The sequence below is a fragment of the Niastella soli genome, assembly GCF_017742245.1.
Lineage (GTDB): Bacteria > Bacteroidota > Bacteroidia > Chitinophagales > Chitinophagaceae > Niastella > Niastella soli.
Map to the genome: position 1 here is coordinate 559312 of NZ_JAGHKO010000001.1, position 21817 is coordinate 581128.

Genomic DNA, 21817 nt, shown 5'->3' on the forward strand with positions numbered 1-21817 from the left:
ATTAAGGGTTTTTACTTATTAACTCAAGTAATAACTGTAATAATATAAAGATTGGCAGACTGGCTACTTTATTAAGTGTGAAAAAGACAGGAAACTATTACTCTATCAACTTGTTCTTTAAGGCAAACTTTACCAGGCCTACAGTATTATTTACGCCCAGTTTTGCAATCAGGTTCTTGCGGTGTGTTTCTACCGTACTTACACTCAGAAAAAGTTTTTTGGCTATATCTGAATTGCTGTACTCCTTGCAAATAAGGGTAAGTACCTCTATTTCCCGTTTCGATAATATTTCATCTACCTTTTTATCTTCAATGGTAACCGTATTCCGGAAGTCCTGGTTGGTATCCAGGATATTGATCTCCTTACTGAAGAATTTATTACCGCCCGCTACTGTTTCCAGGGCATTGGTCAATTCGGCAATGTTGGTATTTTTTAAAAGATATCCCTGAATATCGTATTTGAGCAGCTTATGAATATAGCGGGTGCCGCGCATGATGGTGAGGTAAAGGATCTTTAACCCGGGTTGTATTTCGCGGATCTTTTTAAGTAGTTCTTCTTCACCAATATCAGGTAAATGAACATCCAGCAATAAAATGTCGATTTCCATGTTTGGCAACTGGTTCAACAAACTTTCACCGGTAAATGCTGAACCTATAACCTCAATGCCGGATTGCTTGTTCAGCAACAACACCAGGCCTTCAAGGTATAATTCATGATCATCTGTTATAAATACCTTCAACATAAGCAATTTTAAGGGATCGGCAAGTTATTAGGAATTAAGGTTAATATACCGATCCATAGCAAATTAAAACTATTTACAGCAGGGTAACAAAAAACGAGGCCTTTCCATTATTGAATTTTCCTGATCGCGTAAAGGGGAATGCCCGCCGCCCCGGCGATCAGGCCCCTGAACATTTTCATACAGCAATTCCTTTACAGCCACCACCCTTTAGCAAATTTTAGCAGGCTTTAGCTTCTGTATAGCTCATTAACATAAAAAGCTTCCCCACAGAAGAGGGGAAGCTTTCATTATTATACGGATTAAATTTTCTACGTCATCGTGTCTTCAGCATGGGTCGTACCTGCTGGGTTACGCCGTTTTGGAAACGGGCATAATACACCCCATTAGGCATCCCATACCCATCGAATGTTACAGTATAGGTACCGGATGTATATTCTTTATCGGTAAGCGTTTTTACAACCCTGCCCATTGTATCCATCACCTGCACCAGCGTATGTCCGCCCTTTGTAGTAAACGTTATTTTAGTCGTTTCAACAAATGGATTGGGATAGTTAATGATCAGCTGTTCTCCATCATTCCTTAAATCATCGATCCCCGTAAGACCGCACGCTTCATTTATACATAAAGGAATGTTCTGGAAATTCTTCAGCATAATGGTTTGCAGGTCTGTATCGTTTACACAGAACCATTGCTTAAGAATGGAAGCGTAGATACTCCGGAAGTCGTATTGATAAGGAACGTTATCGTTTTGTTCGGCTATTGGCGATATAGCTGGGTTGGTACCAATAATACCAGGCCGTACATGCTTTCCAAACACAAATACCGGTGCGGCAGCGCCGTGGTCGGTACCTAAACTTGAATTTGATTTTATGCGGCGACCGAACTCTGAGAAGGTAAAACCAATAACCCGGTCATCAACCCCTAACCCTTTCAGGTCATCCATAAAACATTTGATGGCATCTGAAACACCAGCGATCAGTTTGGCATGTCCGCCAACACTGGTATCGGCAGCTTCTACCTGGCTGGAGTGGGTATCGAAACCACCGGTACTAACCATGTATACCCTGGTCTTCAAACCGCCTTTTACCAACCGGGCAACAATGCGTAACTGTTGCGCCAGGGAATTGTTACTGGGGTAAGAACCTTGTGCATTTACTCTGCCAGCTGCCGCCCTGATCACATTTGAATATACTTCGGTTTGCCCCATGATCATGCGGATATACTCCAGCTCCTTACCCCAGGGGGTAGCCTGAACGGGCTCATCCACACCCTCATTTTCTAGAAAATGATAAAAGGCCGTGGGGTCGGTGATGTTCATAGCCATCGGGAAGGTTGGTCCCTGCATAGCCAGGGAAGCCACAGAGCCGATCTGTATTGCCAGGGGATCAAGCATTTGCGCTGTTGGATATCCGTTGGGGAAATTAGGAAACTCCAGATTCAGGTAACGGCCAATCCAACCAGTGTATACTACCTTGTCTGAATCCGAAGCACTCATCCAGATATCCGTTGCACGGAAGTGGGAGAAGTCGGGCTTCGGATAACCAACCGCCTGTACAACGGCCAGCTTGCCCTCATTAAACAGGGTTTGCATACCAGTCATGCTGGGGTGAAAACCTGTTTTAGCGGTACCATTCAGCGGCAGTACCTTGTTCTGGGCGATCGCAATATTTTTACGGGCGTTATAATAGCTTGAATAATTCTCAATGGGAACTACCATGTTCAACCCATCGTTACCACCAAAGAGCTGTATCATCACCAAAACTTTATCGGTTTCGGTGGTGGTACCCATTAAGGCCTGTACCAATGGGGATGCTCCCGTGAAGGCTTTTACAGAAAAGCCATCTAATAAAGAAGGTATTGTTACAGAGGCAGGCAGGGCATTTTTTAAAAAGGATCTACGCTTCATAAGATCGGTTTGAATGTTAAGCTAATTGATACTCGGCCAGGGTCATTAAGTATTTGTATAACGTTTGCAGGCGGGTAGTTACCGAACCTAATTCTGCAGGATTGTTCCAGGCATCGGTCCAGTAACTATCAGTAGTTTGGCCCGTAAGCAGAATTTGTGATTTGATGGTAGCCTTTCTTGCATCGGAAACAGGTACCCGGTACAACACATCCATCACATCGCTGATGAGCAGATTAGGATCACCTGCATTGGGAAACTGCCTGGTAAACGCCACCGGGTCAATAACCAGATTCAGGGTATTACGCATATACCCGGTCAATATCAATTGATCACTCAACTTACTCCGTCTGGGCATGGTATCGTGGTTGATCCATGTTTCATGAAACATCGGGATCTGGTAATAAGCGGGCCAGCCGGCTACGTTTGGCGGGTCACAGATATCCTGTTGCATTTTGGCCGATTGGTCTTGCAGGAAATCCCACATGCCGTACTGATTAACGTAATCGGAAGCATCGGGGAATACTACTTTAAACTCCCGCACCATACCTACGATCAGGTCAAGCGGGCTTTTGATCAAACAACCCTGGCTAAGCGGATCAAAGAAATGCTCGCTGCTTAACAATTGTTCCAGGACTGGTTTTATCTCCCAACCACTGCGGACAAATGTCTGAGCCAGTGGCTTAATAACGTTGGTGTAAGTATCAGCTTCAATTGTGTAATAAACAAACCATCTGTACAATTTTTTTACAATAAACTCAGAGACCTCAGTTGTTTTAGCGAAGATCATATTGATGAGGTCATCCACTTCAGCATCGGCGCCAGTGGCATCACTGCGGCCGGCAATTACGGTACCATTATAGAAAGAAGAAAAAGTCTTACTGTTTTTATCATGGTCCTCAGGCTTAAAGGACATGAGCTCGGTATCCATGTCAAGCTTCCAGCCGGTCAATACCCGGGCAGCCGCCTTTACATCTTCTTCTGTATAGTTCGGATTGTTTTCTTTACCAAGGGTGAACAGCTCCTGCAATTCACGCGCATAGTTCTCATCTGGCGCGTTCTTGGAATTCAGGTAACCGTTCAGGTAACGTAACATGCATTTATTCAGCGTTACATCCTTCACCATTTTCTTGAAATTACCAAGCGCGTCCTGGCGCAACAACTGACTGTATTCATAGGCGAAGGAAGGTCTTTCAATCACGTTTATTTCTGATGTCCAGTGATTGTGCCAGAACATGGTCATCTTTTCGCGAATGTTGGTTTCCTGATTGATCATTTGACCCAGCCACCAGCATTTGATCGATTTGCCGCGTTGAAAGTTGGGAACAACACCCTTTGAAACGGTATTCACCCAGGTAGCACCTTGTGCTACGGTAAGGTCAGGATCACCAGCTTCAATGTCGGTATTGTCGTAATTTTTTACAGGGGGTGCGGGCAATCCGGCAGGTACGTTCAACAATGTACTAACTGCCGTTGCAATTGACATACCAGTAAAGTGATCGATGTCTGCTTTTGTTGCTCCGAACATGGTCCGCTTCAATAAATGAGCGGCCTGCTGAGCGCTAAGGTTGCCTAATTGTGGCGCTAATCCGGAATAAATTTGACGTAAGCCAAAGGTTTGCGCAGAAGGAGCTTTCGCTTTTCTCTTCAGCGTGAAGAATTCTCTTCTATCCATAAGGTTGATTTTGGGGGATTGCTTCATGATAGTCGGCCTTATGACAATATGAAGACAACCCATTTATAGAGCTGTGATTGATCAAAAATTTTGCCACTTGATGAATTGGGGATAAGTGACGTACATTTTCATAGTAACCTCGTACATGTACGTGCATAAAAAAAGCTGCTCTCTAATGAGAAGCAGCTCTGTATACAATAACGATTTTTACTAATTAATATTTTCTATAATCCCTGCTATTCCCTGCCCGCCTCCAACACATGCCGTTACAATTCCATACTTCTTGTTCAATCGCTTCATGTCATGTGTTATCTGTATCGTTAATTTACAGCCAGTGCATCCCAGCGGATGCCCTAACGCTATAGCACCACCGTTTATGTTAACGATGTCAGGATTAATTTCTAATTTTCTTATAACGGCCAGCGCCTGTGATGCAAAAGCCTCGTTTAGCTCCACCAGGTCAATCTGACCCAAACTCATATTAGCTTGTTTTAATACTTTAGGCACTGCTTCAACGGGACCTATACCCATAATGCGGGGATGTACGCCGGCCGATGCACAGGCAACCAGGCGGGCAATAGGTTTCAATCCCAATTCATTTACCATTCTTTCACTCATAACAATAACAAAGGCGGCGCCATCACTTGTTTGTGAGGAGTTACCTGCTGTTACCGATCCGCCGGCCGCAAATGCCGGTTTCAGTTTATTCAACACATCAATGCTGGTATCTTTACGAGGCCCTTCATCTGTATCAACTACATAACTACGGGTTTGCTTTTTCTTCTTTTCATCCAGGTAAACTTCCTCTACTGTAATGGGTAGAATTCCGTTTTTGAAATAACCATTATCAATCGCATTGATCGCTTTCATATGAGATTGAAAAGAGAACTGGTCCTGGTCATCGCGGCTTACATTATATTCTTTGGCCACTGCTTCAGCAGTTAAACCCATGCTTAGGTAATAATCGGGTTCATCTTTAGCAATGCTATAGGCTGGTACGGTTTTCCAACCTGCAGTGGGCACCAGACTCATGCTTTCGGTACCACCGGCAACAATACATTCAGCCATCCCCATACGGATCTTGGCTGTGGCAATTGCAATAGTTTCCAAACCCGATGCGCAATACCGGTTCACAGTCATCCCGGGTACTTCAAAACCCAACGACCGGGCGGCAATGATCCTCCCTACCTGTAAACCCTGTTCGGCTTCAGGTACTGCATTTCCTACTATTACATCATCAACCCGTTTAGGGTCCAGTTGCGGAACAGAAGCCATCAGACCTTTTATCACATCAACGGCCAGATCATCGGGCCGGTAAAACCGGAATCCACCTCGTTTGGCTTTACCTACTGCTGTGCGGTAACCAGCTACTATATACGCTTCCATATATAAAGTTTATAGTTTGATTTATTTTAGTGTCTTTATGCTTTCAAATGTCAGTTGTGAGTTGTCTGTTGTGAGTAGGTTTCCGATTTTTCAGCTCTCTCTGTTTTCGCGAGCCTACTCACCATTCATTTTCTCGCCTACGGCTCGTGGCTCAATGCCATCATGCAAAAACCATAGCGATCGCATTTTGACAACGCAACGGGTAACCGTAACAAAGAACCCAATAACCGAATAACTTAAGAACTAAATACCTAAAGCCTCCCTGTAATCTCTATCAACTTGCTTTCTGGTCAACTGGCTACTTTCTACCTGGCGCCCCGCCTCAGCGGGTGCCCAATTACCCTGGTCAATTTTATCAACCTGCATTTACCTGGTCAACCTTAAGTTTACCATTCTCACCAACTGGTTGTTTATGCAACTTTCTATACCAAAGTTAAGGATTGGCAACAGTAAAACAAAATGACTACAGGTTACTATTTACCGGTGGCCTGCTGGCAGGGCGAACTGAAAACCAACCCTGCTTTACGGAATCTTCTAGATCGGGTGCAGCTATAGTTTCAGCGGTGGCGCAAGGCGCAGTAACAGGCAACTAATTACAAACTATTCACATATACAATATTCTGCTCTTATGGTCCCTGAAACATCTATATTGATACAATTCCTTAACAAAATCAGGTCATAGTCAACCCAGCAACCGGCAAACTGAGTTATCTTCGCACCGAATTATGTACAACTTACTTCGTCGTCTGTTATTTTGCTTTCCCACTGAAACAGTTCACCATTTTTCCATGAACATGATGAAAATGGGCTGTTCCGTAGGACCCATCCGTAAATCCATTTCCAATCAGTTCTCCCCTGCCAGTGGGGCGCTGTCAAAAGAATTATTTGGTCTCCGGTTTAAAAATCCGGTGGGACTGGCTGCGGGTTTTGATAAAAACGCCCTGTACCTTACCGAACTGGAAGCTCTGGGTTTTGGTTTTGTTGAAATTGGTACCGTTACACCCAAACCACAGGCCGGGAACGACAAACCGCGGCTTTTCCGCCTGCCCAAAGACAAGGCCCTCATCAATCGTATGGGTTTTAATAACGATGGCGTGCAGGTAGTAGCCCAACGGCTAAAGGAATGGCGGGAAAAGCAATCGGCAATCGGCAGTAAGAAATTGCCCATCCATCCCGGCTCTGAGGAGCTCATAATAGGCGGAAACATCGGTAAAAATAAAGTAACTCCTAACGAAGACGCCTGGAAGGATTACGAGATCTGCTTCCGCGCCCTGTTCGATTGCGTTGACTACTTTGTAGTAAATGTAAGCTCGCCCAATACCCCCGGACTGCGCGAGTTGCAGGAGAAAGATTCACTCCGTAAGATCTTATCACATTTACAAACCATCAACCAGCAGGAAAGCGGAGAAGAAATAAACCGCAGACCCAAACCTATATTATTAAAGATAGCCCCCGACCTTACCCCACAACAGATAGATGATGTTATTGACCTGGCCATGGAAATAAAACTGGATGGCCTGGTAGCTACCAATACCACCATCAGCCGGGAGCTATTGCAAACAACCGGTCAGGAGCTGGAAACCATCGGTGCAGGTGGCTTAAGCGGTGCGCCTGTCCGCAAACGGGCTACAGAAATTGTCAGCTACATTCACGAAAAGACCCGCGGACAGTTACCGGTTATTGCTTCAGGTGGCATTTTTACGGCAGCAGACGCCAAAGAAAAGCTGGCGGCCGGCGCCTCCCTTGTCCAGGTTTGGACAGGCTTTGTATATGAAGGACCGGGCATTGTAAAAAACATCTGCAATGGCCTTACAGCCAGGTAAATAGGATAACAAAGTCAACCGTATTACAAATAACTGGCATTGATTGCCCAGAAACTTGTAACCCGCTAAGGCGGGAAAACGTGTAACTGCTTTTATCCGTAACCCATGCTCCAACTTCGAATATTATTATTTTAACATCATCTGAAACATTATAACCCCACTTTCTACTAATGATGTACTTGCGCAAAAAGAAGGTATAACCAGCGCGTATTGCGTATTGGTTTAGCCGCCTTATTTTTGCGCTTCATTTATAGAACCGACCACCATGGAACAATTTTTTACTGTAGATGCCCTTATCAGTTTATTAACCCTGACTGTATTGGAGATCGTGTTAGGCATCGACAACGTGATCTTCGTATCCATTTTAATGGGCCGCTTAGACAAAAAGCAACAACTGGAGGCCCGCCGCATCTGGATGTTTGCCGGTATTGCCGTTCGTATTGGTTTATTAATGGCAATTGGCTGGCTTGTAAAGAATGGTAATGCTGAATTATTCGGCTTTTCTTTCCGTGATCACCATTATGCATTTAATCTGCGTAATATAATTATGCTGGTTGGTGGCTTGTTCCTTTTATATAAAACTGTAAAAGAAATACACCATAAGCTCGAAGGTGATGAAGGCATGTATGAGAGCAAGAACAACAAATCATCATTTGGTGCTATCATAACCCAGATCGTTGTGATCGATATGGTGTTCTCATTCGACAGTATCATTACGGCTGTTGGTTTGGCGCGTATTGTGCCTATTATGATTACCGCTGTGATCATTGCCATGATCATCATGTTCTTTTTCTCTGATAAGATCGCCGATTTTATTCACAAGCATCCTACATTAAAGATGCTTGCCCTGGCCTTTTTATTAATGGTTGGTTTCAGCCTGTTCTTTGAAGGTTTGGAACCCATTCACAAAAGCCACATCGATAAAGGTTATATCTACTTTGCTATGGCCTTCTCGTTTGGTGTTGAAATGCTGAATATGTGGATGCTTAAAAGAGCCAAAAAACAAAAGGTTGAATTGAACGAACCTATTGTTAAGAAAGAGGAGCAGAATACTATCTAAAAGGTAGTGGGCAATAGGAAGATGGCAGACGGCAGAAGGCAAACGGCAGAAAGATCCTTTAATTAAGTATACTAAAATTCGTAAGAGGCCCCGACAGTATCGTCGGGGCCTTATTTTTTAATAAATGTTTTTATTCCCTTGATAGTGTGAAGCGCGTAATGCGAAGTGAATGGAGCCTGGCGAAGCCATGCGGAGTGAACCCTACAGCGCGCAGCGAGCAAAGCGAGCGGAGCATTGAGTTCTATAGAGCGAAGCGCGCAGCGCGTAGCTGTATTTGAATTGCCGCGTCATGGGTTTGCCGTTTGCCGTTTGCCGTTTGCCGTTTCACGTTTCACGTTTCACGGTTTCCCCCATTGCCTATTGCCCATTGCCTATTCCCTATTCCCCATTGCCTTCTGTCTTCAACAACACCGCCGCCACCATGCCCGCAGTTTCGGTGCGCAGCCGGGTATTGCCCAGCGTAACAGGAATAAAATAATGTTCGGTAGCAAAGGCCACCTCTTCCGGACTGAAATCGCCTTCAGGACCAATCAAAACAAGCTGGGAAGGCAGCGAACTGTTCACCATAGCGGCCAGGCTTTGTTTATCACCGGGCATACAATGCGCAATAAACTTCTGCGTGGTGCTTATTATATCTTCCTGTTTCAACAATTGCCCAAACCCTACTGGCTGGTGCAATACGGGCAGCCATGCCTGTTGAGATTGCAGCATAGCGCTCACCAGTATGTTTTGCATACGGTCGAACCGGAAATGTTGCTTTTCTGTTCTGTCACAAATGAGGGGAATAATTTCAGTAATGCCTAATTCAGTGGCTTTTTCAAGGAACCATTCCAAACGGCTGGCATTTTTAAGCAGGGAAATGGCAATGCTCGTTTTACGGCCTGTTTGCGGAATGAACTGTTCGTTCAGTACCGCTACCCTACAGCGCTTTTTATGATCGTCAGTTATGGAGGTCAGCAAAAGAAATCCTTTGCCATCGGTCAAATGCAGTTGTTCATCCCTCTTCATCCGCAGCACATTCACCATGTGTTTCGAAGTATCTTCATCCAGTTCTATTTCTTGCTGCCCGGCAACAATATCCGGGATATAAAAAAGCGGCAGGTTCATTATCGGTTCTTTGCTGCAAAGTAATGCAAAAAGAAAGCCCCGATCTCGGCTGAGCCGAGATCGGGGCTTTTAATATTGTGATTAAAACGGGGCGTCGTCGTCTTCGCCGTAAGGCATATCATTCATTTTACTACCGGCCTGTATATACAGTTTGGCGCCATCATCGCCGCCACCACTGGCTGCACCACCCCCACCATTATCTGGTACAGGTTTCCAGCTTCCGCCACCCCCCATGCCTAATCCACTGAAATCATCCCCCTCGAACTCAACAAATTTCTGAATATGCAGTTGGGCTCTTAGTTTAATAGTTTCAAGCGAACCGTTACGGTGCTTGGCTATACGCACGTGGGTTTCCCCTTTATTGCTTTCTCCCATTTCATTGGAAGTAATATCGTAGTATTCGGGACGGTAAATGAACATTACCATGTCGGCATCCTGCTCAATGGCACCCGATTCACGAAGGTCACTCAATTGTGGCATCTTGTTACCATCCTTACGCGTTTCAACCGCACGGCTTAACTGCGACAGGGCAATAATGGGAACATGCAACTCTTTCGCCAGCATTTTTAAGTTACGTGAAATGGTACTGATCTCCTGCTCACGGTTGGTGTTCTTACCGTTGCCAGCGCCACTCATCAGCTGTAAGTAGTCGATGACGATAAGGCCAATGTTGTGTTTGGTTTTCAAGCGACGGCATTTCGCACGCAGCTCAAATACGTTCAGTGCGGCAGTATCGTCGATAAAAATGGGGGCCTGCGCCAGTTTTTGAATACCCTTGGCATACAGCTGTTTCATTTCATAATCCTCCATCTTACCACGCGAGATCTTTTCGAGCCACACTTCACTTTCGGCGCTCAGAATACGGGTTACCAGCTGTGGCGAGCTCATCTCAAGGCTGAAGAATACAACAGGGGTTGGACGGATACTATTTAACGCAGCATTACGTGCCAGGTTAAGAGCGAACGCCGTTTTACCCACGGCCGGACGGGCAGCGAGGATGATTAGATCCGAACCCTGCCATCCATAGGTCACTTTATCGAGTGAAGGGAAACCACTTGGCACCCCGCTGATTTCTTCGGTTTTGTGACGCAAGTCTTCGATACGCTGTACGGTTTGCACCAGTACGGTATCGATACTGTCGTAGTTCTTCTTCATGTGGTTATTGGTGATCTCGAACAGCTTCGCCTCGGCTTCATCGAGCAGGTCGAACACATCGGCGCTGTCTTCATACGCGTCACCAATAATTTCACCACTGATACGGATCAGCTCGCGTTGAATGAATTTCTGTAAAATGATCTTTGAATGCGCTTCTATATTGGCAGAAGAAACAACTGCATTTGTTAAACGGGTTACGTAATAAGGCCCGCCTACCATCTCCAGCTCTGTTTTACTGCGCAATTCTTCCACCACCGTTAAAATATCGATGGGCTGGCTTTTTTGCTGCAGGCTTTGCATGGCACGGTATATACGCTGATGCGCATCTACATAAAAACACTCAGGTTTCAATATTTCCACGGCTACGTCAAATGCGTTCTTTTCAAGCATAATGGCGCCCAGTACAGCTTCCTCCAGGTCTTTTGCCTGGGGTGGAACCTTACCATACACCATAGTGCTCAGATCTACAGAACTGCGGCGGCGTTGTTTTCGGTCTTTGTTGTTAAGATTTGTTAAATCCATCGGTAACGGTCTACAAAAATTTAACCATTGGTTAGAAAAAAAATACAATCAGGATCTCTCAAGGTCTGAAGTGAGTCTTGGTGCGTGATACCACTTCGGTCTAATACTGCCAACCAATGACGCTCTGGGTTAGTGTTGATGGATAAGGTTTGTTATGCGAATATTACTACACTGTTAACGCAATGTTACCCCCACAAGGTCAGGACGGCGAATATATACCCCTCTAATACCCGGAAAAAAAAATTGCTGTCCTATATTTAATAACAACAATCCACAGGTGAACCCACAAAAATAGGGCACTTATCCACAGCATCAAGTATATATATACACAATTTACAAAAGTTTGCCACCTTTGTTCATCTGTAATGCACATACCCTGTGTGTAAGAATTATAGCCTGAATATTTGGAGATGAGCGCGGGAAAATAAGATGCAGTCGGAGTAGGGTTTTCCGAAACATCCCTAGTGAAAATGCTTATCCATACAGCATTCTCTTGAGTTGCCAAAGCTATAACCGCCTATTACCGGATATTTCAGCCTTTGATCAACTGCTCAACGGGCCACCCGCCCACTTTCCAGCACTTTTTTTCAACCAATGGCATAAAATTCGCGTATAATTACTACAAGAAATGGCATTCAGATGTCGTCAAAACAAAAAAGATAGGCCCTATATTATAAATTTTACCCGGAGAACCGTAAATTAGATTCTTTAATTTCAACACCGACCATGCGCGTATACCAGTTGCGGCATTATGAAGTAATGATGCCTGAAGAAAATACCAAAGAAGCTCAGCACCTGCTGTACTATGAACGACTATGTTATGACCTGCTTACAGCCCATGCTATTAGCTTTTCACATGCTGTGGAGGTTATGAAGCTGCAAAATGGCCGTATAGAGCAACGCCCTGGTCGAATTCACCGCATTTTAAGCGCCGCCGAAATTCCCCCCTTCTGCTTTATTGTTTGTAAGAACTAGCCTGCTTTTTAGTAGAAATTGAACATTTCCCCTTTGCGGCCCCTATTGCCGGGAGCCTGACTTCCTGACACTATTGCCCACTATTTACGATTGCAAAAATCTGATACTCAACAGAGTAACAAGTCTCCTTTTGCCCCTTTATATTTTAACCTTCTCAGGTTAACGCAGCCTGTTGCGTTCCACTTTTTTTAAAAACTCAAACTAATTTTTTTCTCCCAACTCTAAAAAAGACCATTATCCTGGGGTCATCCTGGGGTCATCTTAGGGTCATCCTGGGGTTATCTTAGGGTTTAAAGCCTAAGATGACCCTAAGATAACCCAAAGAAGTACCGAGGAAGACCCAAAGATGAAAGGTAGCATTGGGCAGCCGGAAGTCGGTGAACAGAGCACAGAGAACCCCCAAATCGAAATGCCGCCCTCGACTCCGCCCGGTCGTGTGGCAAGTCCTTCGACATTTCGACTTCGTTCAGTGCAGGCCCCTCAGGACCGGGAACCTGGAACGGGAAACTTGTAACCTGCCCCCCTTAACCTATCTTTGCTCCCATCGTTGAACAATTAAAATCATAGACAGATTCATGACTATTTCCTATAACTGGTTGCACGATTACTTACCAGTAACCATTGATCCCGAGCGGCTTAGTAAATTATTGACCTCAGTAGGACTGGAAGTGGAGAGCCTGGAGCGTTATGAAAGCCTGAAAGGTGGGTTACAGGGACTGGTGATCGGTGAAGTACTGGCTGCTGAAAAACATCCTAATGCCGACAAATTAACGGTTACCAAGGTAAATATCGGTTCGGGCGAACCCCTGCAAATTGTTTGCGGCGCTCCCAACGTTGCAGCTGGTCAAAAAGTGGTGGTGGCTACCGTGGGTACAACCATCTACCCCAAAAAAGGCGATCCTCTTACTATGAAAATAGCCAAGATCCGCGGGGTGGAAAGCTATGGAATGATCTGTGCCGAAGATGAAATAGGATTGAGCGACGACCATGCCGGTATAATGGTTTTACCCGCCGATGTAAAAGTGGGCATTCCTGCCGCCGAATATTTTAAGCCATATACAGACTGGATCTATGAAATTGGGCTTACCCCCAACCGTATGGACGCCATGAGCCACCGGGGTGTGGCCCGCGATGTATGCGCTTATTTATCATATCACGATAATCAAAATCTTACAGTAAAAGCACTGGCCACCGATAATTTCAAGGTGGAGAATACTTCCCTCCCCATTGCCGTTACCATCGAAAATACCAATGCCTGCCAACGCTATAGTGGCGTAAGCATTTCCGGTGTTACGGTAAAGGAAAGTCCACAGTGGTTACAGGATAAACTGCGCGCCATTGGCCAACGGCCTATTAATAATATTGTCGACATTACCAATTATGTGTTGCACGAAACGGGTCAGCCCCTGCACGCGTTTGATGCCGACAAGATCACCGGTAAAAAGGTGCTGGTGAAAAACCTGCCCGAAGGAACACCCTTTGTTACCCTCGATGAAAAGGAAAGGAAGCTTAGTGCCGAAGACCTTATGATCTGCAATGGCAACAGTGAAGGCATGTGTATTGCCGGCGTATTCGGCGGCCAGCACAGCGGCGTAACCGCTTCTACCAAAAACCTCTTTTTAGAAAGCGCCTGGTTCAACCCGATTGATATTCGAAAAACTTCTTTCCGCCATGGTTTGCGTACCGATGCAGCTACCCGGTTCGAAAAGAATGTAGACATCAGCAATACTGTAAATGTATTGAAACGGGCGGCCCTGCTTATTAAAGAACTGGGCGGTGGTGAAATTGCATCTGACGTTGTAGACGTATACCCCAACCCCGTACAGCAGCCGCAGGTTCAACTGAAATATTCTTTCCTGCGCAAGTTGAGCGGTAAAAGTTATCCGGCCGATGCGGTGAAAAAGATCCTGGTGAGCCTGGGTTTTGAGATAGTAAAAGAAAGTGCTGATGATGTGGTGGCCACTGCCCCATTCAGCAAACCAGATATTCACCTGCCAGCTGATATTGTTGAAGAGATCATGCGTATTGATGGCCTCGATAATGTAGAGATCCCAAAAGCCATTACCATTTCACCTTCGGTAGAACCCAACCGCGGCAAACATGTTTATCGCGAAAAAATGAGCGACTATCTGGTGGGATTGGGCTTTAATGAAATATTCACCAACTCCATTACCAATGCCACTTATTTTGATGAAACAGAGCTGAGCACTGCGGTAAAACTGTTGAACAACCTGAGCGCCGACCATAACATTATGCGCCCTTCCATGCTGCAAACCGGCCTGGAAGCAATTGCGCATAACCTAAACCGGAAAAATAACGACCTGCGCTTCTTTGAATTCGGTAAAACCTACAGTACACAAGGTCCCGGCAAGTACAGCGAACACGAACATGTATGTTTGTACATAACCGGTCAGGTACAGGAAGATGCCTGGAAGGGAAAAGGAACCGCTTCAGATATCTTTTATCTGAAAGGCGTTGTGGCAAGAATATTGCAACTAACAGGCATCTCTAAAGCAGCCTTTGCTTCAGTAACAGCTGAAAACAACCTGGTGAACTCCTTACAGGTTACCGTAAACAAAGATGTTATTGCAACGCTTGGCCAGGTTACCCCACAGGAACTAAAGCGTTTTGATATAAAGCAGCCTGTGATGTATGCCGATCTGGATTTTGAGCTGATGTTGAAGTATATTTCCGCCAACTCTATAAAAGCAAAAGAATTACCACGCCAGTTGCCCGTACGCCGCGACCTGGCTATGGTAGTGCCCAAATCCCTCCCCTTTGCAGACGTTGAAAACACCGTAAAAAAGGTGAAACTCGACAAATTACAGTCGATACAACTGTTCGATATTTTTGAAAGTGAAAAGCTCGGGGCCGATAAAAAATCCCTCGCAGTCAGCTTTACTTTCCTCGATGAGGAAAAAACCCCCACCGATAAGGATATTGACGGTATGATGAATAAAATTATGAATGCCCTGGAGACGAATCTGCAGGCAGAGATCAGAAAATGATCAATGCCTGTATGACCATAACCAGGCAAAAATTTGTTCAATGGAGGGATTACAGGAACAACTGAAACGGATCACTGCAAAATTGCAGCAGGTGGTACAAAGCTATCATCTGCTGCAAAAAGAACATGATCAATTAAGCAGGGAAGTGGTTACGTTGCGCGATAAGGAAAAAGCCCGGTTAATACGTATTGACGAGCTGGAGATGAAAATGACGGCACTACAAACCGTTACCGGCCAGTTGAATGACGGTGAGAAGAAAGAAGTAGAAAAAAGAATTAACCGATACATCCGGGAAATTGACCGGTGTATTGCATTATTAAGCGAGTAAGCTCGTTCAAATCCTTTTTACCAGTCGCATTTTCATTTCATCATCTCCCTGGGAAAGCTCAAGGGTATAAACGCCATAAGGCAGATCGTTTAACCCTTTCCAGGTAACAGTTTTATCGCCTTGAGGTATGTTGGTTTCGAGACGGCTACATTCATAACCCCGTTCATCGCGTAAAATAGCTTTAAGGCTGGATTGAATAGGCGCCATTAACTCCAGCGTAAGCGCGTCGATGAAGGTGTTCGACCTTAGTTTAGCGAACATGTTAATCGTTTGGTTTTGGTGAGTAATCATAGAATACGAAAATTGCATTTAACCATCCAAAACGATCCAATTGTAGCCAGAGGTATTCCTGTGAATTGTGTGTGGATAAATGTAAAACAAGCTTTTCAAAATTGCAAGCCCATGGAAGAATTAATTCCCATAAATGTTTTAATAGGCGACCGGACCTACCGCATTCGCATCGCCCCCAGCGATGAAGAAGTGGTTCGCAAAACACTTAAGCTCATCAACGACAAAATTCTGGAGTTTAAGACCACCTTCGCCGGCAAGGATATGCAGGATTATGTAGCCATGGTGGTACTCTGGTACGCAACCCAGCAAAAAGCCGGGGATAGCCAACCGCTGGTAGACAATCAAACAGCAGAACAACTTGGTGCTATAGAAAAGCTACTGGACAGAATGCTGGTTGACTGAAGAAGGCCCGCAATCAACCGCCATTCATCCGTCCTCGATACACAATTCAAATAACCCCCATCTACAAATAACTGACTTCAAAATGCTTGCAGCACTGCTGCACCTTTTTTTGTATTTTCGCACATTCACGCCTCACTATGGTATACTTGCCAATGGTAGAGAGGGAGAGATAATGACGAATTCTTTAAACATGTAAAACACAATTGATCAAGGTATGTTAACCGCTATAATAGGTATTTTGGCCCTGGCCGCGGGAATTGGGCTGGGTAAAATAATTTTTGCCAAAAACACTAAACTAAAAATCGATGAGGCCGAAAGTCAGGCCCGCAAAATTGTTGCCGACGCACAAACGAATGCTGAAACCATTAAACAACAAAAACAACTCGAAGCTAAAGAGAAGTTCCTGGCATTAAGGGGCGAATACGATAAAGAAGTAAATGAGCGCAATCGTAAACTGGGTGAAAGCGAAAACAGGGCCCGCCAGAAAGAACAAAGCATCAATGCCAAAAGCGACCAGCTCGATAAACAGATCAAGGAAAACGAAGCCATAAAAGAAAACCTGAACCGGCAGATCGAAGTAGTGAACCTGAAACGCACCGAGCTGGAAAAACACCAGGAAGAACACATCCGCCGCCTTGAAAAGATCGCTGGATTAACCGCAGAAGAAGCTAAAAAACAATTAGTTGAGAGTTTAAAACAGGAAGCCCACACGCAAGCCCTGGCCCTGCAGCAGGAAATTGTTGACGACGCCCGTCAAAAAGCCAATAAAGAAGCCCGCAAGATCATTATTCAAACCATTCAGCGTACCGCCGCTGAGCAGGCTATTGAAAACTCCATCACTGTATTCAACCTCGAAAGCGATGAAATAAAAGGCCAGATCATTGGTCGTGAAGGCCGTAATATCAGGGCTATTGAAGCCGCTACCGGTGTTGACCTCATTGTTGACGATACTCCGGAAGCCATCATCCTTTCTTCTTTCGATCCCCTTCGCCGTGAAATTGCCCGTCTGAGCTTACAAAGGCTGGTTGCCGATGGCCGTATTCACCCGGCCCGTATTGAAGAAGTGGTAGAAAAGACCCGCCGCCAGATCGAAGAACAGGTTATTGAAATTGGCGAACGCACGGTAATCGAATTGGGCATCCACGGTTTACACAAAGAGCTGGTTCGTATAGTTGGTAAAATGCGTTTCCGTTCTTCATATGGTCAAAACCTGCTGATGCACAGCCGCGAAGTTGCCAACCTGTGCGGTATTATGGCTGCTGAACTGGGGCTGAACCCTAAACTGGCCAAACGTGCCGGTCTGTTACACGATATTGGTAAGGTGCCTGATGAGGAGTCTGAACTGAGCCACGCCCTGCTGGGAGCCAAGCTGGCCGAAAAATATGGAGAGAACCCTGCTGTAGTGAACGCCATCGGCGCTCACCACGATGAAATGGAAATGCAATATGTGATCTCCCCCATTGTACAGGCTTGTGACGCCATCAGCGGCGCCCGCCCAGGTGCACGCAGAGAGATCATGCAACAATATCTGCAACGTATTAAAGAATTAGAAAATCTGGCGCTGAGCTACCAGGGGGTTGAAAAAGCCTACGCTATTCAGGCCGGTCGTGAGTTACGGGTTATTGTAGAAGCCGAAAAAGTGACCGATAACGACTCTGACAAGCTGAGTTTCGACATCGCCCAGAAGATCCAGACCGAAATGACCTATCCTGGTCAGATCAAAGTAACCGTGATCAGGGAAAAGAGAGCAGTAAACGTAGCCAAATAAGAAAAAATATAGGAAAATCGGGGGTTTTAGGAAATTTAAAATGATAAATTCGTTTTTTTAGTTAACTTTGCCTCCCCAAATTTTAATGTCATGAATGCAGCAGTTCAATTTGTACATGAGCAGTTGACAGGTAAAAAAGAGTTCCCGAAGTTTAAAGCGGGTGACAATATAACTGTGAACTATAAAATTATCGAAGGTGGTAAAGAGCGTATCCAGAGCTTTCGTGGCGATGTTATCAAACGCCAAGGACAAGGTGGTACTGCTACATTTACTGTACGTAAAATCTCCGATAGTGTAGGTGTTGAAAGAACCTTCCCTATTTATTCACCCAATATTGATTCTATTGAGTTGAATAAAACAGGTCGTGTTCGCCGTGCTAAGCTTTTCTATCTGCGTGAACGCAGTGGTAAGAGCGCTCGTATTAAAGAGAAACGCATGAACACAGCTGTAGTGGCTAAATAACCACTGGTACATAAAACTACTTAAGGCGGGATCAATAGATTCCGCTTTTTTATTACTTAACTGTATGTGACTTTGTTAAGCGGTGGCAAAAAGCCCTTTTTTCCAAATAGCTTCACGTAATTTGCACCACATTTATGCGTTTTACTTTGCAAAAGGGCGTAATTTTGTTTTCTAACTATTAAAAAGTTTATCATGTTACTGAGTATTGTAAACCTGTTGCTCATCTCAATGCCTGGTGGTAGCGAGTGGTTGTTGATTGTACTGGCAGTGTTGGTGCTGTTCGGTGGACGTAAAATCCCTGAGTTCATGCGCGGTATTGGCCGTGGTATCCGGGAGTTTAACGATGCCAAGAACAACGTGAAGAAAGAGATCGAAGACGGCATCAACGAGAAGGACACCAAACAAGCCTCTTCTACACAAGCTCACTAGTTCAGTCTCACATAATTTATTCTGTAACCGATTTGTCTATTCAATCCCGGTAACAACCTTTGTTTAAGTATCACTCAATAACGCAATATCACCAGGACCTGCTCTCTGGCGCAGCAACGTGTGTAGAGGCGGTTCAACACTACCTGCAGCAAATTGAAGCCCGCAGGCACCTGAATGCGTATGTGTATATTTATGCAGAGGAAGCGCTGAAACGGGCGGCTGAACTGGATGCCAGCCGCAAAGCCGGTAAGCCAACTGGCAAATTACACGGTGTGGTAATAGCACTGAAAGATGTAATTGCCTATAAAGATCACCCGCTTACCGCCGCGTCAAAGATCCTTGAGGGGTTCAAGCCCGTTTTTAATGCTACTGCTGTCGAAAGATTACTGGCCGAAGAAGCCATTATTATAGGGTCCACCAACTGTGATGAGTTTGCCATGGGGTCAACCAATGAAAACTCAGCATATGGTAAAGTACTGAACGCCCTGGATGAATCCAGGGTGCCCGGTGGTTCTTCTGGCGGCTCAGCTGTAGCCGTTCAGGCCAACCAGTGCATGGTAAGCCTGGGAAGCGATACAGGTGGTTCTGTTCGTCAGCCAGCAGATTTCTGTGGCGTGGTAGGGCTTAAACCCACCTATGGCCGCATTTCCCGTCACGGCCTTATAGCCTATGCCTCCTCTTTCGATCAAATAGGCATTTTCGCCAACAATGTTCCCGATGTAGCCCTGGTACTGGAAATAATTGCCGGCCCCGATGATTTTGATAGCACGGGTGCCCAGCAACCGGTAGATGCATACAGCAACCTGACCCCGCTTCCTTCTAAACCGCTCAGGATCGCTTATTTCAAGGAAGCCCTGGAAAGCCCGGCCCTGGATAAAGAGATCCGCAATTCCATTCTGGAGTTCACAAAAAAGCTGCAGGCAGATGGCCATACAGTTGAACCTGTTGACTTTGAATACCTCGATTTCATTGTTCCCGCTTATTATATTTTAACCACAGCGGAATCCTCCTCCAACCTTTCCCGCTACGACGGAGTAAAGTATGGTCACCGCAATGTGGAAAAAAATAACTCTTTAACAGAATTTTATTGTGCCACCCGGTCAGAAGGATTTGGCTGGGAAGTAAAAAGGCGCATCATGCTGGGAACCTTCGTTTTAAGCGCGGGCTACTACGATGCGTATTTTACGAAAGCGCAACAGGTACGCAAACTCCTGGTAGAAAAGATCAACCTGATCTTCAGCCAGTTCGATGCGATCCTTCTTCCTACGGCCCCCTCTACCGCCTTTACCATCGGCGAAAAGACGGAGGACCCCATCTCCATGTACCTGGCTGACATTTTTACAGTATTTTCCAACCTCACCGGTATTCCCACCATCTCAATCCCGCTCTTTTGGCACAGTAATGGCATGCCTTATGGGTTGCAGATTATGACAAACCAATTTTCCGAGTTATATTTGCTCCAGCTATCCCAGTTGTGGATGCAACAGTTCAGAAACGCCGGCTAAATGAAAAGCCTAAATCCCTTCGACCCCCGGCCATAATACTGCTCTGTTCCTCCAAGGAATCCTAAGAAACTCCCATCCGTTCCATCCTGTGTAGAACATCTCGTTTCAATCCATACCACCGGGTCGATCATTACTAGTTTTAAATAACGAAAATGAAACGAAAACTTTTTATTTCGGGTATTTTAGGCCTGGGATGGTTATGCATGGCATACAGTACTGACCACGGAATAGCGATCAACCCCGCATCGGGCGGTAAGAAGCTTAACAGAGTTGTGCTTTCGCAGCAATTCGAATTCCCTGGTAAAGTTGTAACTGACAGCGCTGATCCCCAGGAAGAAGATTTGACCCACGCTTTCGAGCTGGGGTACAATTCCGCCAATGGCATTCGGTTAAATCCCCGTGCTATTCAATTTGTGCAGGATTACATGGTAAAAAATGGCGATGACCTTCGTAAAATGAAGGGCTGGGCCAAACCTTATTTTACTGTAATTGATGGCATATTGCAGAAATATGGCCTTCCATCAGAATTAAAATACCTCTGTGTAATTGAATCTGAATTAAAATCAACCGCTACCTCCTGGGCTGGAGCTGTGGGCCCCTGGCAGCTGATGCCGGAAACCGCCCGATTATTAGGCCTTCGGGTAGAACGCGGTATAGATGAGCGGAAAAATTATACCAAAAGCACGCATGCGGCTGCCAAGTACCTGCGTGACCTATATAGAGAATTTGGCGACTGGTTACTGGTGATTGCCGCTTACAATGGTGGCCCCGCCAATGTATACAGCGCCATTAAAAAAAGCCAGGGCAGCCGTAATTTCTGGAAACTGCAAAATTATCTGCCGGCCGAAACCCGGATGCACGTAAAGAAATTCATTGGCACCCATTATATTTTTGAAGGCCAGGGCAGCGTAACCACGCTTACCAAAGCTGAAGTTACTGAACAACTGGGTGTAACCGCTACCCACTTGATCAGCCGCCGGTTAACCACTTCCGAACTGACAAATGCCAAAAGCATGGAAGTATCTGGCAAGTATTACTCATCTGCCATTGCTAAGAATATAATGATGGATATGAGCGAATTTAACCGCTACAATCCCGAATTTGACGCCATAATGGCCAGTAATGACAACGCCTATGAGCTTAAATTGCCAGCCGATAAAATGGACCTGTTCATAGCCAATAAATATATTATCCTCAATGAGAGCGTGCAAATGATGTTAACAGGGGCTACGGTAGGGAAATGATCCATCGAAATCGCTCAGCGAACATATATAAC

18 protein-coding genes are annotated in these 21817 nt (G+C 45.3%); 11 read left to right on the plus strand and 7 right to left on the minus strand.

Going from position 1 to position 21817, the window contains the following annotated elements:
- Positions 1–97: 97 nt before the first annotated feature.
- The 4 genes from J7I42_RS02080 to J7I42_RS02095 form a co-directional block, all read right to left on the minus strand.
- Positions 98–742 (minus strand): response regulator, encoded by a 645-nt coding sequence (locus J7I42_RS02080; RefSeq protein WP_209137113.1) that lies wholly within the window; start codon positions 740–742, stop codon positions 98–100.
- Positions 743–1055: 313 nt separating this feature from the next.
- Positions 1056–2648 carry a DUF1501 domain-containing protein gene (locus tag J7I42_RS02085; RefSeq protein WP_209137114.1) on the minus strand — a complete coding sequence of 531 codons (1593 nt, stop codon included), beginning with the start codon at positions 2646–2648 and terminating at the stop codon, positions 1056–1058.
- Between the two features lie 16 nt (positions 2649–2664).
- Positions 2665–4320: a DUF1800 domain-containing protein gene (locus J7I42_RS02090; RefSeq protein WP_209137115.1), complete on the minus strand. Its 1656-nt coding sequence runs from the start codon at positions 4318–4320 to the stop codon at positions 2665–2667.
- Between the two features lie 210 nt (positions 4321–4530).
- Positions 4531–5706, minus strand: coding sequence for a thiolase family protein (locus J7I42_RS02095; protein ID WP_209137116.1), 1176 nt, complete (start codon positions 5704–5706; stop codon positions 4531–4533).
- A gap of 725 nt (positions 5707–6431) precedes the next feature.
- On the opposite strand from J7I42_RS02095, the gene J7I42_RS02100 reads away from it, so the two are divergent.
- Together J7I42_RS02100 and J7I42_RS02105 are read left to right on the plus strand one after the other, a co-directional pair.
- Positions 6432–7529, plus strand: a complete 1098-nt coding sequence (locus J7I42_RS02100; protein ID WP_209137117.1) for a quinone-dependent dihydroorotate dehydrogenase — start codon at positions 6432–6434, stop codon at positions 7527–7529.
- Between the two features lie 265 nt (positions 7530–7794).
- Positions 7795–8589, plus strand: coding sequence for a TerC family protein (locus J7I42_RS02105; RefSeq protein ID WP_209137118.1), 795 nt, complete (start codon positions 7795–7797; stop codon positions 8587–8589).
- Positions 8590–8967: 378 nt separating this feature from the next.
- Here the strand turns inward: J7I42_RS02105 and J7I42_RS02110 are convergent, their stop codons facing one another.
- A complete protein-coding gene (locus tag J7I42_RS02110) occupies positions 8968–9696 on the minus strand; it encodes an RsmE family RNA methyltransferase (RefSeq protein WP_209137119.1) in 729 nt (242 codons plus the stop codon).
- A gap of 81 nt (positions 9697–9777) precedes the next feature.
- The gene (gene dnaB / locus J7I42_RS02115) at positions 9778–11373 is read right to left on the minus strand and encodes a replicative DNA helicase (protein WP_209137120.1); all 1596 of its coding nucleotides are present in this window, start codon (positions 11371–11373) and stop codon (positions 9778–9780) included.
- Between the two features lie 726 nt (positions 11374–12099).
- On the opposite strand from dnaB, the gene J7I42_RS02120 reads away from it, so the two are divergent.
- From J7I42_RS02120 to J7I42_RS02130, 3 genes are all read left to right on the plus strand, one after another.
- Positions 12100–12348, plus strand: coding sequence for a hypothetical protein (locus J7I42_RS02120; protein WP_209137121.1), 249 nt, complete (start codon positions 12100–12102; stop codon positions 12346–12348).
- Positions 12349–12923: 575 nt separating this feature from the next.
- Positions 12924–15356 (plus strand): phenylalanine--tRNA ligase subunit beta, encoded by a 2433-nt coding sequence (gene pheT, locus J7I42_RS02125; protein ID WP_209137122.1) that lies wholly within the window; start codon positions 12924–12926, stop codon positions 15354–15356.
- A 40-nt stretch (positions 15357–15396) separates the two neighbouring features.
- Complete coding sequence (locus J7I42_RS02130) at positions 15397–15684, plus strand: hypothetical protein (RefSeq protein WP_209137123.1); 288 nt, start codon at positions 15397–15399, stop codon at positions 15682–15684.
- Positions 15685–15690: 6 nt separating this feature from the next.
- Here the strand turns inward: J7I42_RS02130 and J7I42_RS02135 are convergent, their stop codons facing one another.
- The gene (locus J7I42_RS02135; protein ID WP_209137124.1) at positions 15691–15945 is read right to left on the minus strand and encodes a hypothetical protein; all 255 of its coding nucleotides are present in this window, start codon (positions 15943–15945) and stop codon (positions 15691–15693) included.
- 141 nt (positions 15946–16086) lie between these two features.
- Here J7I42_RS02135 and J7I42_RS02140 point away from each other — a divergent pair, with 141 nt between their 5' ends.
- The 6 genes from J7I42_RS02140 (at position 16087) to J7I42_RS02165 (ending at position 21785) form a co-directional block, all read left to right on the plus strand.
- A complete protein-coding gene (locus tag J7I42_RS02140) occupies positions 16087–16377 on the plus strand; it encodes a cell division protein ZapA (protein ID WP_209137125.1) in 291 nt (96 codons plus the stop codon).
- Positions 16378–16591: 214 nt separating this feature from the next.
- Entirely contained in the window at positions 16592–18145 is a 1554-nt protein-coding gene (gene rny / locus J7I42_RS02145; protein WP_209137126.1) for a ribonuclease Y, read from the plus strand.
- Between the two features lie 90 nt (positions 18146–18235).
- Positions 18236–18607: a 50S ribosomal protein L19 gene (gene rplS / locus J7I42_RS02150; protein WP_014221740.1), complete on the plus strand. Its 372-nt coding sequence runs from the start codon at positions 18236–18238 to the stop codon at positions 18605–18607.
- Positions 18608–18799: 192 nt separating this feature from the next.
- On the plus strand, positions 18800–19036 hold the full coding sequence (locus tag J7I42_RS02155) for a Sec-independent protein translocase subunit TatA/TatB (protein WP_236065381.1): 237 nt from the start codon (positions 18800–18802) through the stop codon (positions 19034–19036).
- A 59-nt stretch (positions 19037–19095) separates the two neighbouring features.
- A complete protein-coding gene (gene gatA, locus J7I42_RS02160) occupies positions 19096–20541 on the plus strand; it encodes an Asp-tRNA(Asn)/Glu-tRNA(Gln) amidotransferase subunit GatA (RefSeq protein WP_209137127.1) in 1446 nt (481 codons plus the stop codon).
- A 152-nt stretch (positions 20542–20693) separates the two neighbouring features.
- Positions 20694–21785 carry a lytic transglycosylase domain-containing protein gene (locus J7I42_RS02165; protein ID WP_209137128.1) on the plus strand — a complete coding sequence of 364 codons (1092 nt, stop codon included), beginning with the start codon at positions 20694–20696 and terminating at the stop codon, positions 21783–21785.
- The last annotated feature ends 32 nt before the right edge of the window (positions 21786–21817 follow it).

Bases quoted from the DNA above. Each gene is read 5' to 3' on its own strand.
- J7I42_RS02090 (WP_209137115.1), bottom strand. From the start codon at position 4,320: ATGGATAGAAGAGAATTCTTCACGCTGAAGAGAAAAGCGAAAGCTCCT.
- J7I42_RS02080 (WP_209137113.1), bottom strand. From the start codon at position 742: ATGTTGAAGGTATTTATAACAGATGATCATGAATTATACCTTGAAGGC.
- J7I42_RS02110 (WP_209137119.1), bottom strand. From the start codon at position 9,696: ATGAACCTGCCGCTTTTTTATATCCCGGATATTGTTGCCGGGCAGCAA.
- pheT (WP_209137122.1), top strand. From the start codon at position 12,924: ATGACTATTTCCTATAACTGGTTGCACGATTACTTACCAGTAACCATT.
- J7I42_RS02085 (WP_209137114.1), bottom strand. From the start codon at position 2,648: ATGAAGCGTAGATCCTTTTTAAAAAATGCCCTGCCTGCCTCTGTAACA.
- J7I42_RS02165 (WP_209137128.1), top strand. From the start codon at position 20,694: ATGAAACGAAAACTTTTTATTTCGGGTATTTTAGGCCTGGGATGGTTA.
- J7I42_RS02155 (WP_236065381.1), top strand. From the start codon at position 18,800: ATGTTACTGAGTATTGTAAACCTGTTGCTCATCTCAATGCCTGGTGGT.
- J7I42_RS02100 (WP_209137117.1), top strand. From the start codon at position 6,432: ATGTACAACTTACTTCGTCGTCTGTTATTTTGCTTTCCCACTGAAACA.
- J7I42_RS02120 (WP_209137121.1), top strand. From the start codon at position 12,100: ATGCGCGTATACCAGTTGCGGCATTATGAAGTAATGATGCCTGAAGAA.
- J7I42_RS02130 (WP_209137123.1), top strand. From the start codon at position 15,397: ATGGAGGGATTACAGGAACAACTGAAACGGATCACTGCAAAATTGCAG.
- rny (WP_209137126.1), top strand. From the start codon at position 16,592: ATGTTAACCGCTATAATAGGTATTTTGGCCCTGGCCGCGGGAATTGGG.
- dnaB (WP_209137120.1), bottom strand. From the start codon at position 11,373: ATGGATTTAACAAATCTTAACAACAAAGACCGAAAACAACGCCGCCGC.
- rplS (WP_014221740.1), top strand. From the start codon at position 18,236: ATGAATGCAGCAGTTCAATTTGTACATGAGCAGTTGACAGGTAAAAAA.
- J7I42_RS02140 (WP_209137125.1), top strand. From the start codon at position 16,087: ATGGAAGAATTAATTCCCATAAATGTTTTAATAGGCGACCGGACCTAC.
- J7I42_RS02135 (WP_209137124.1), bottom strand. From the start codon at position 15,945: ATGTTCGCTAAACTAAGGTCGAACACCTTCATCGACGCGCTTACGCTG.
- J7I42_RS02105 (WP_209137118.1), top strand. From the start codon at position 7,795: ATGGAACAATTTTTTACTGTAGATGCCCTTATCAGTTTATTAACCCTG.
- J7I42_RS02095 (WP_209137116.1), bottom strand. From the start codon at position 5,706: ATGGAAGCGTATATAGTAGCTGGTTACCGCACAGCAGTAGGTAAAGCC.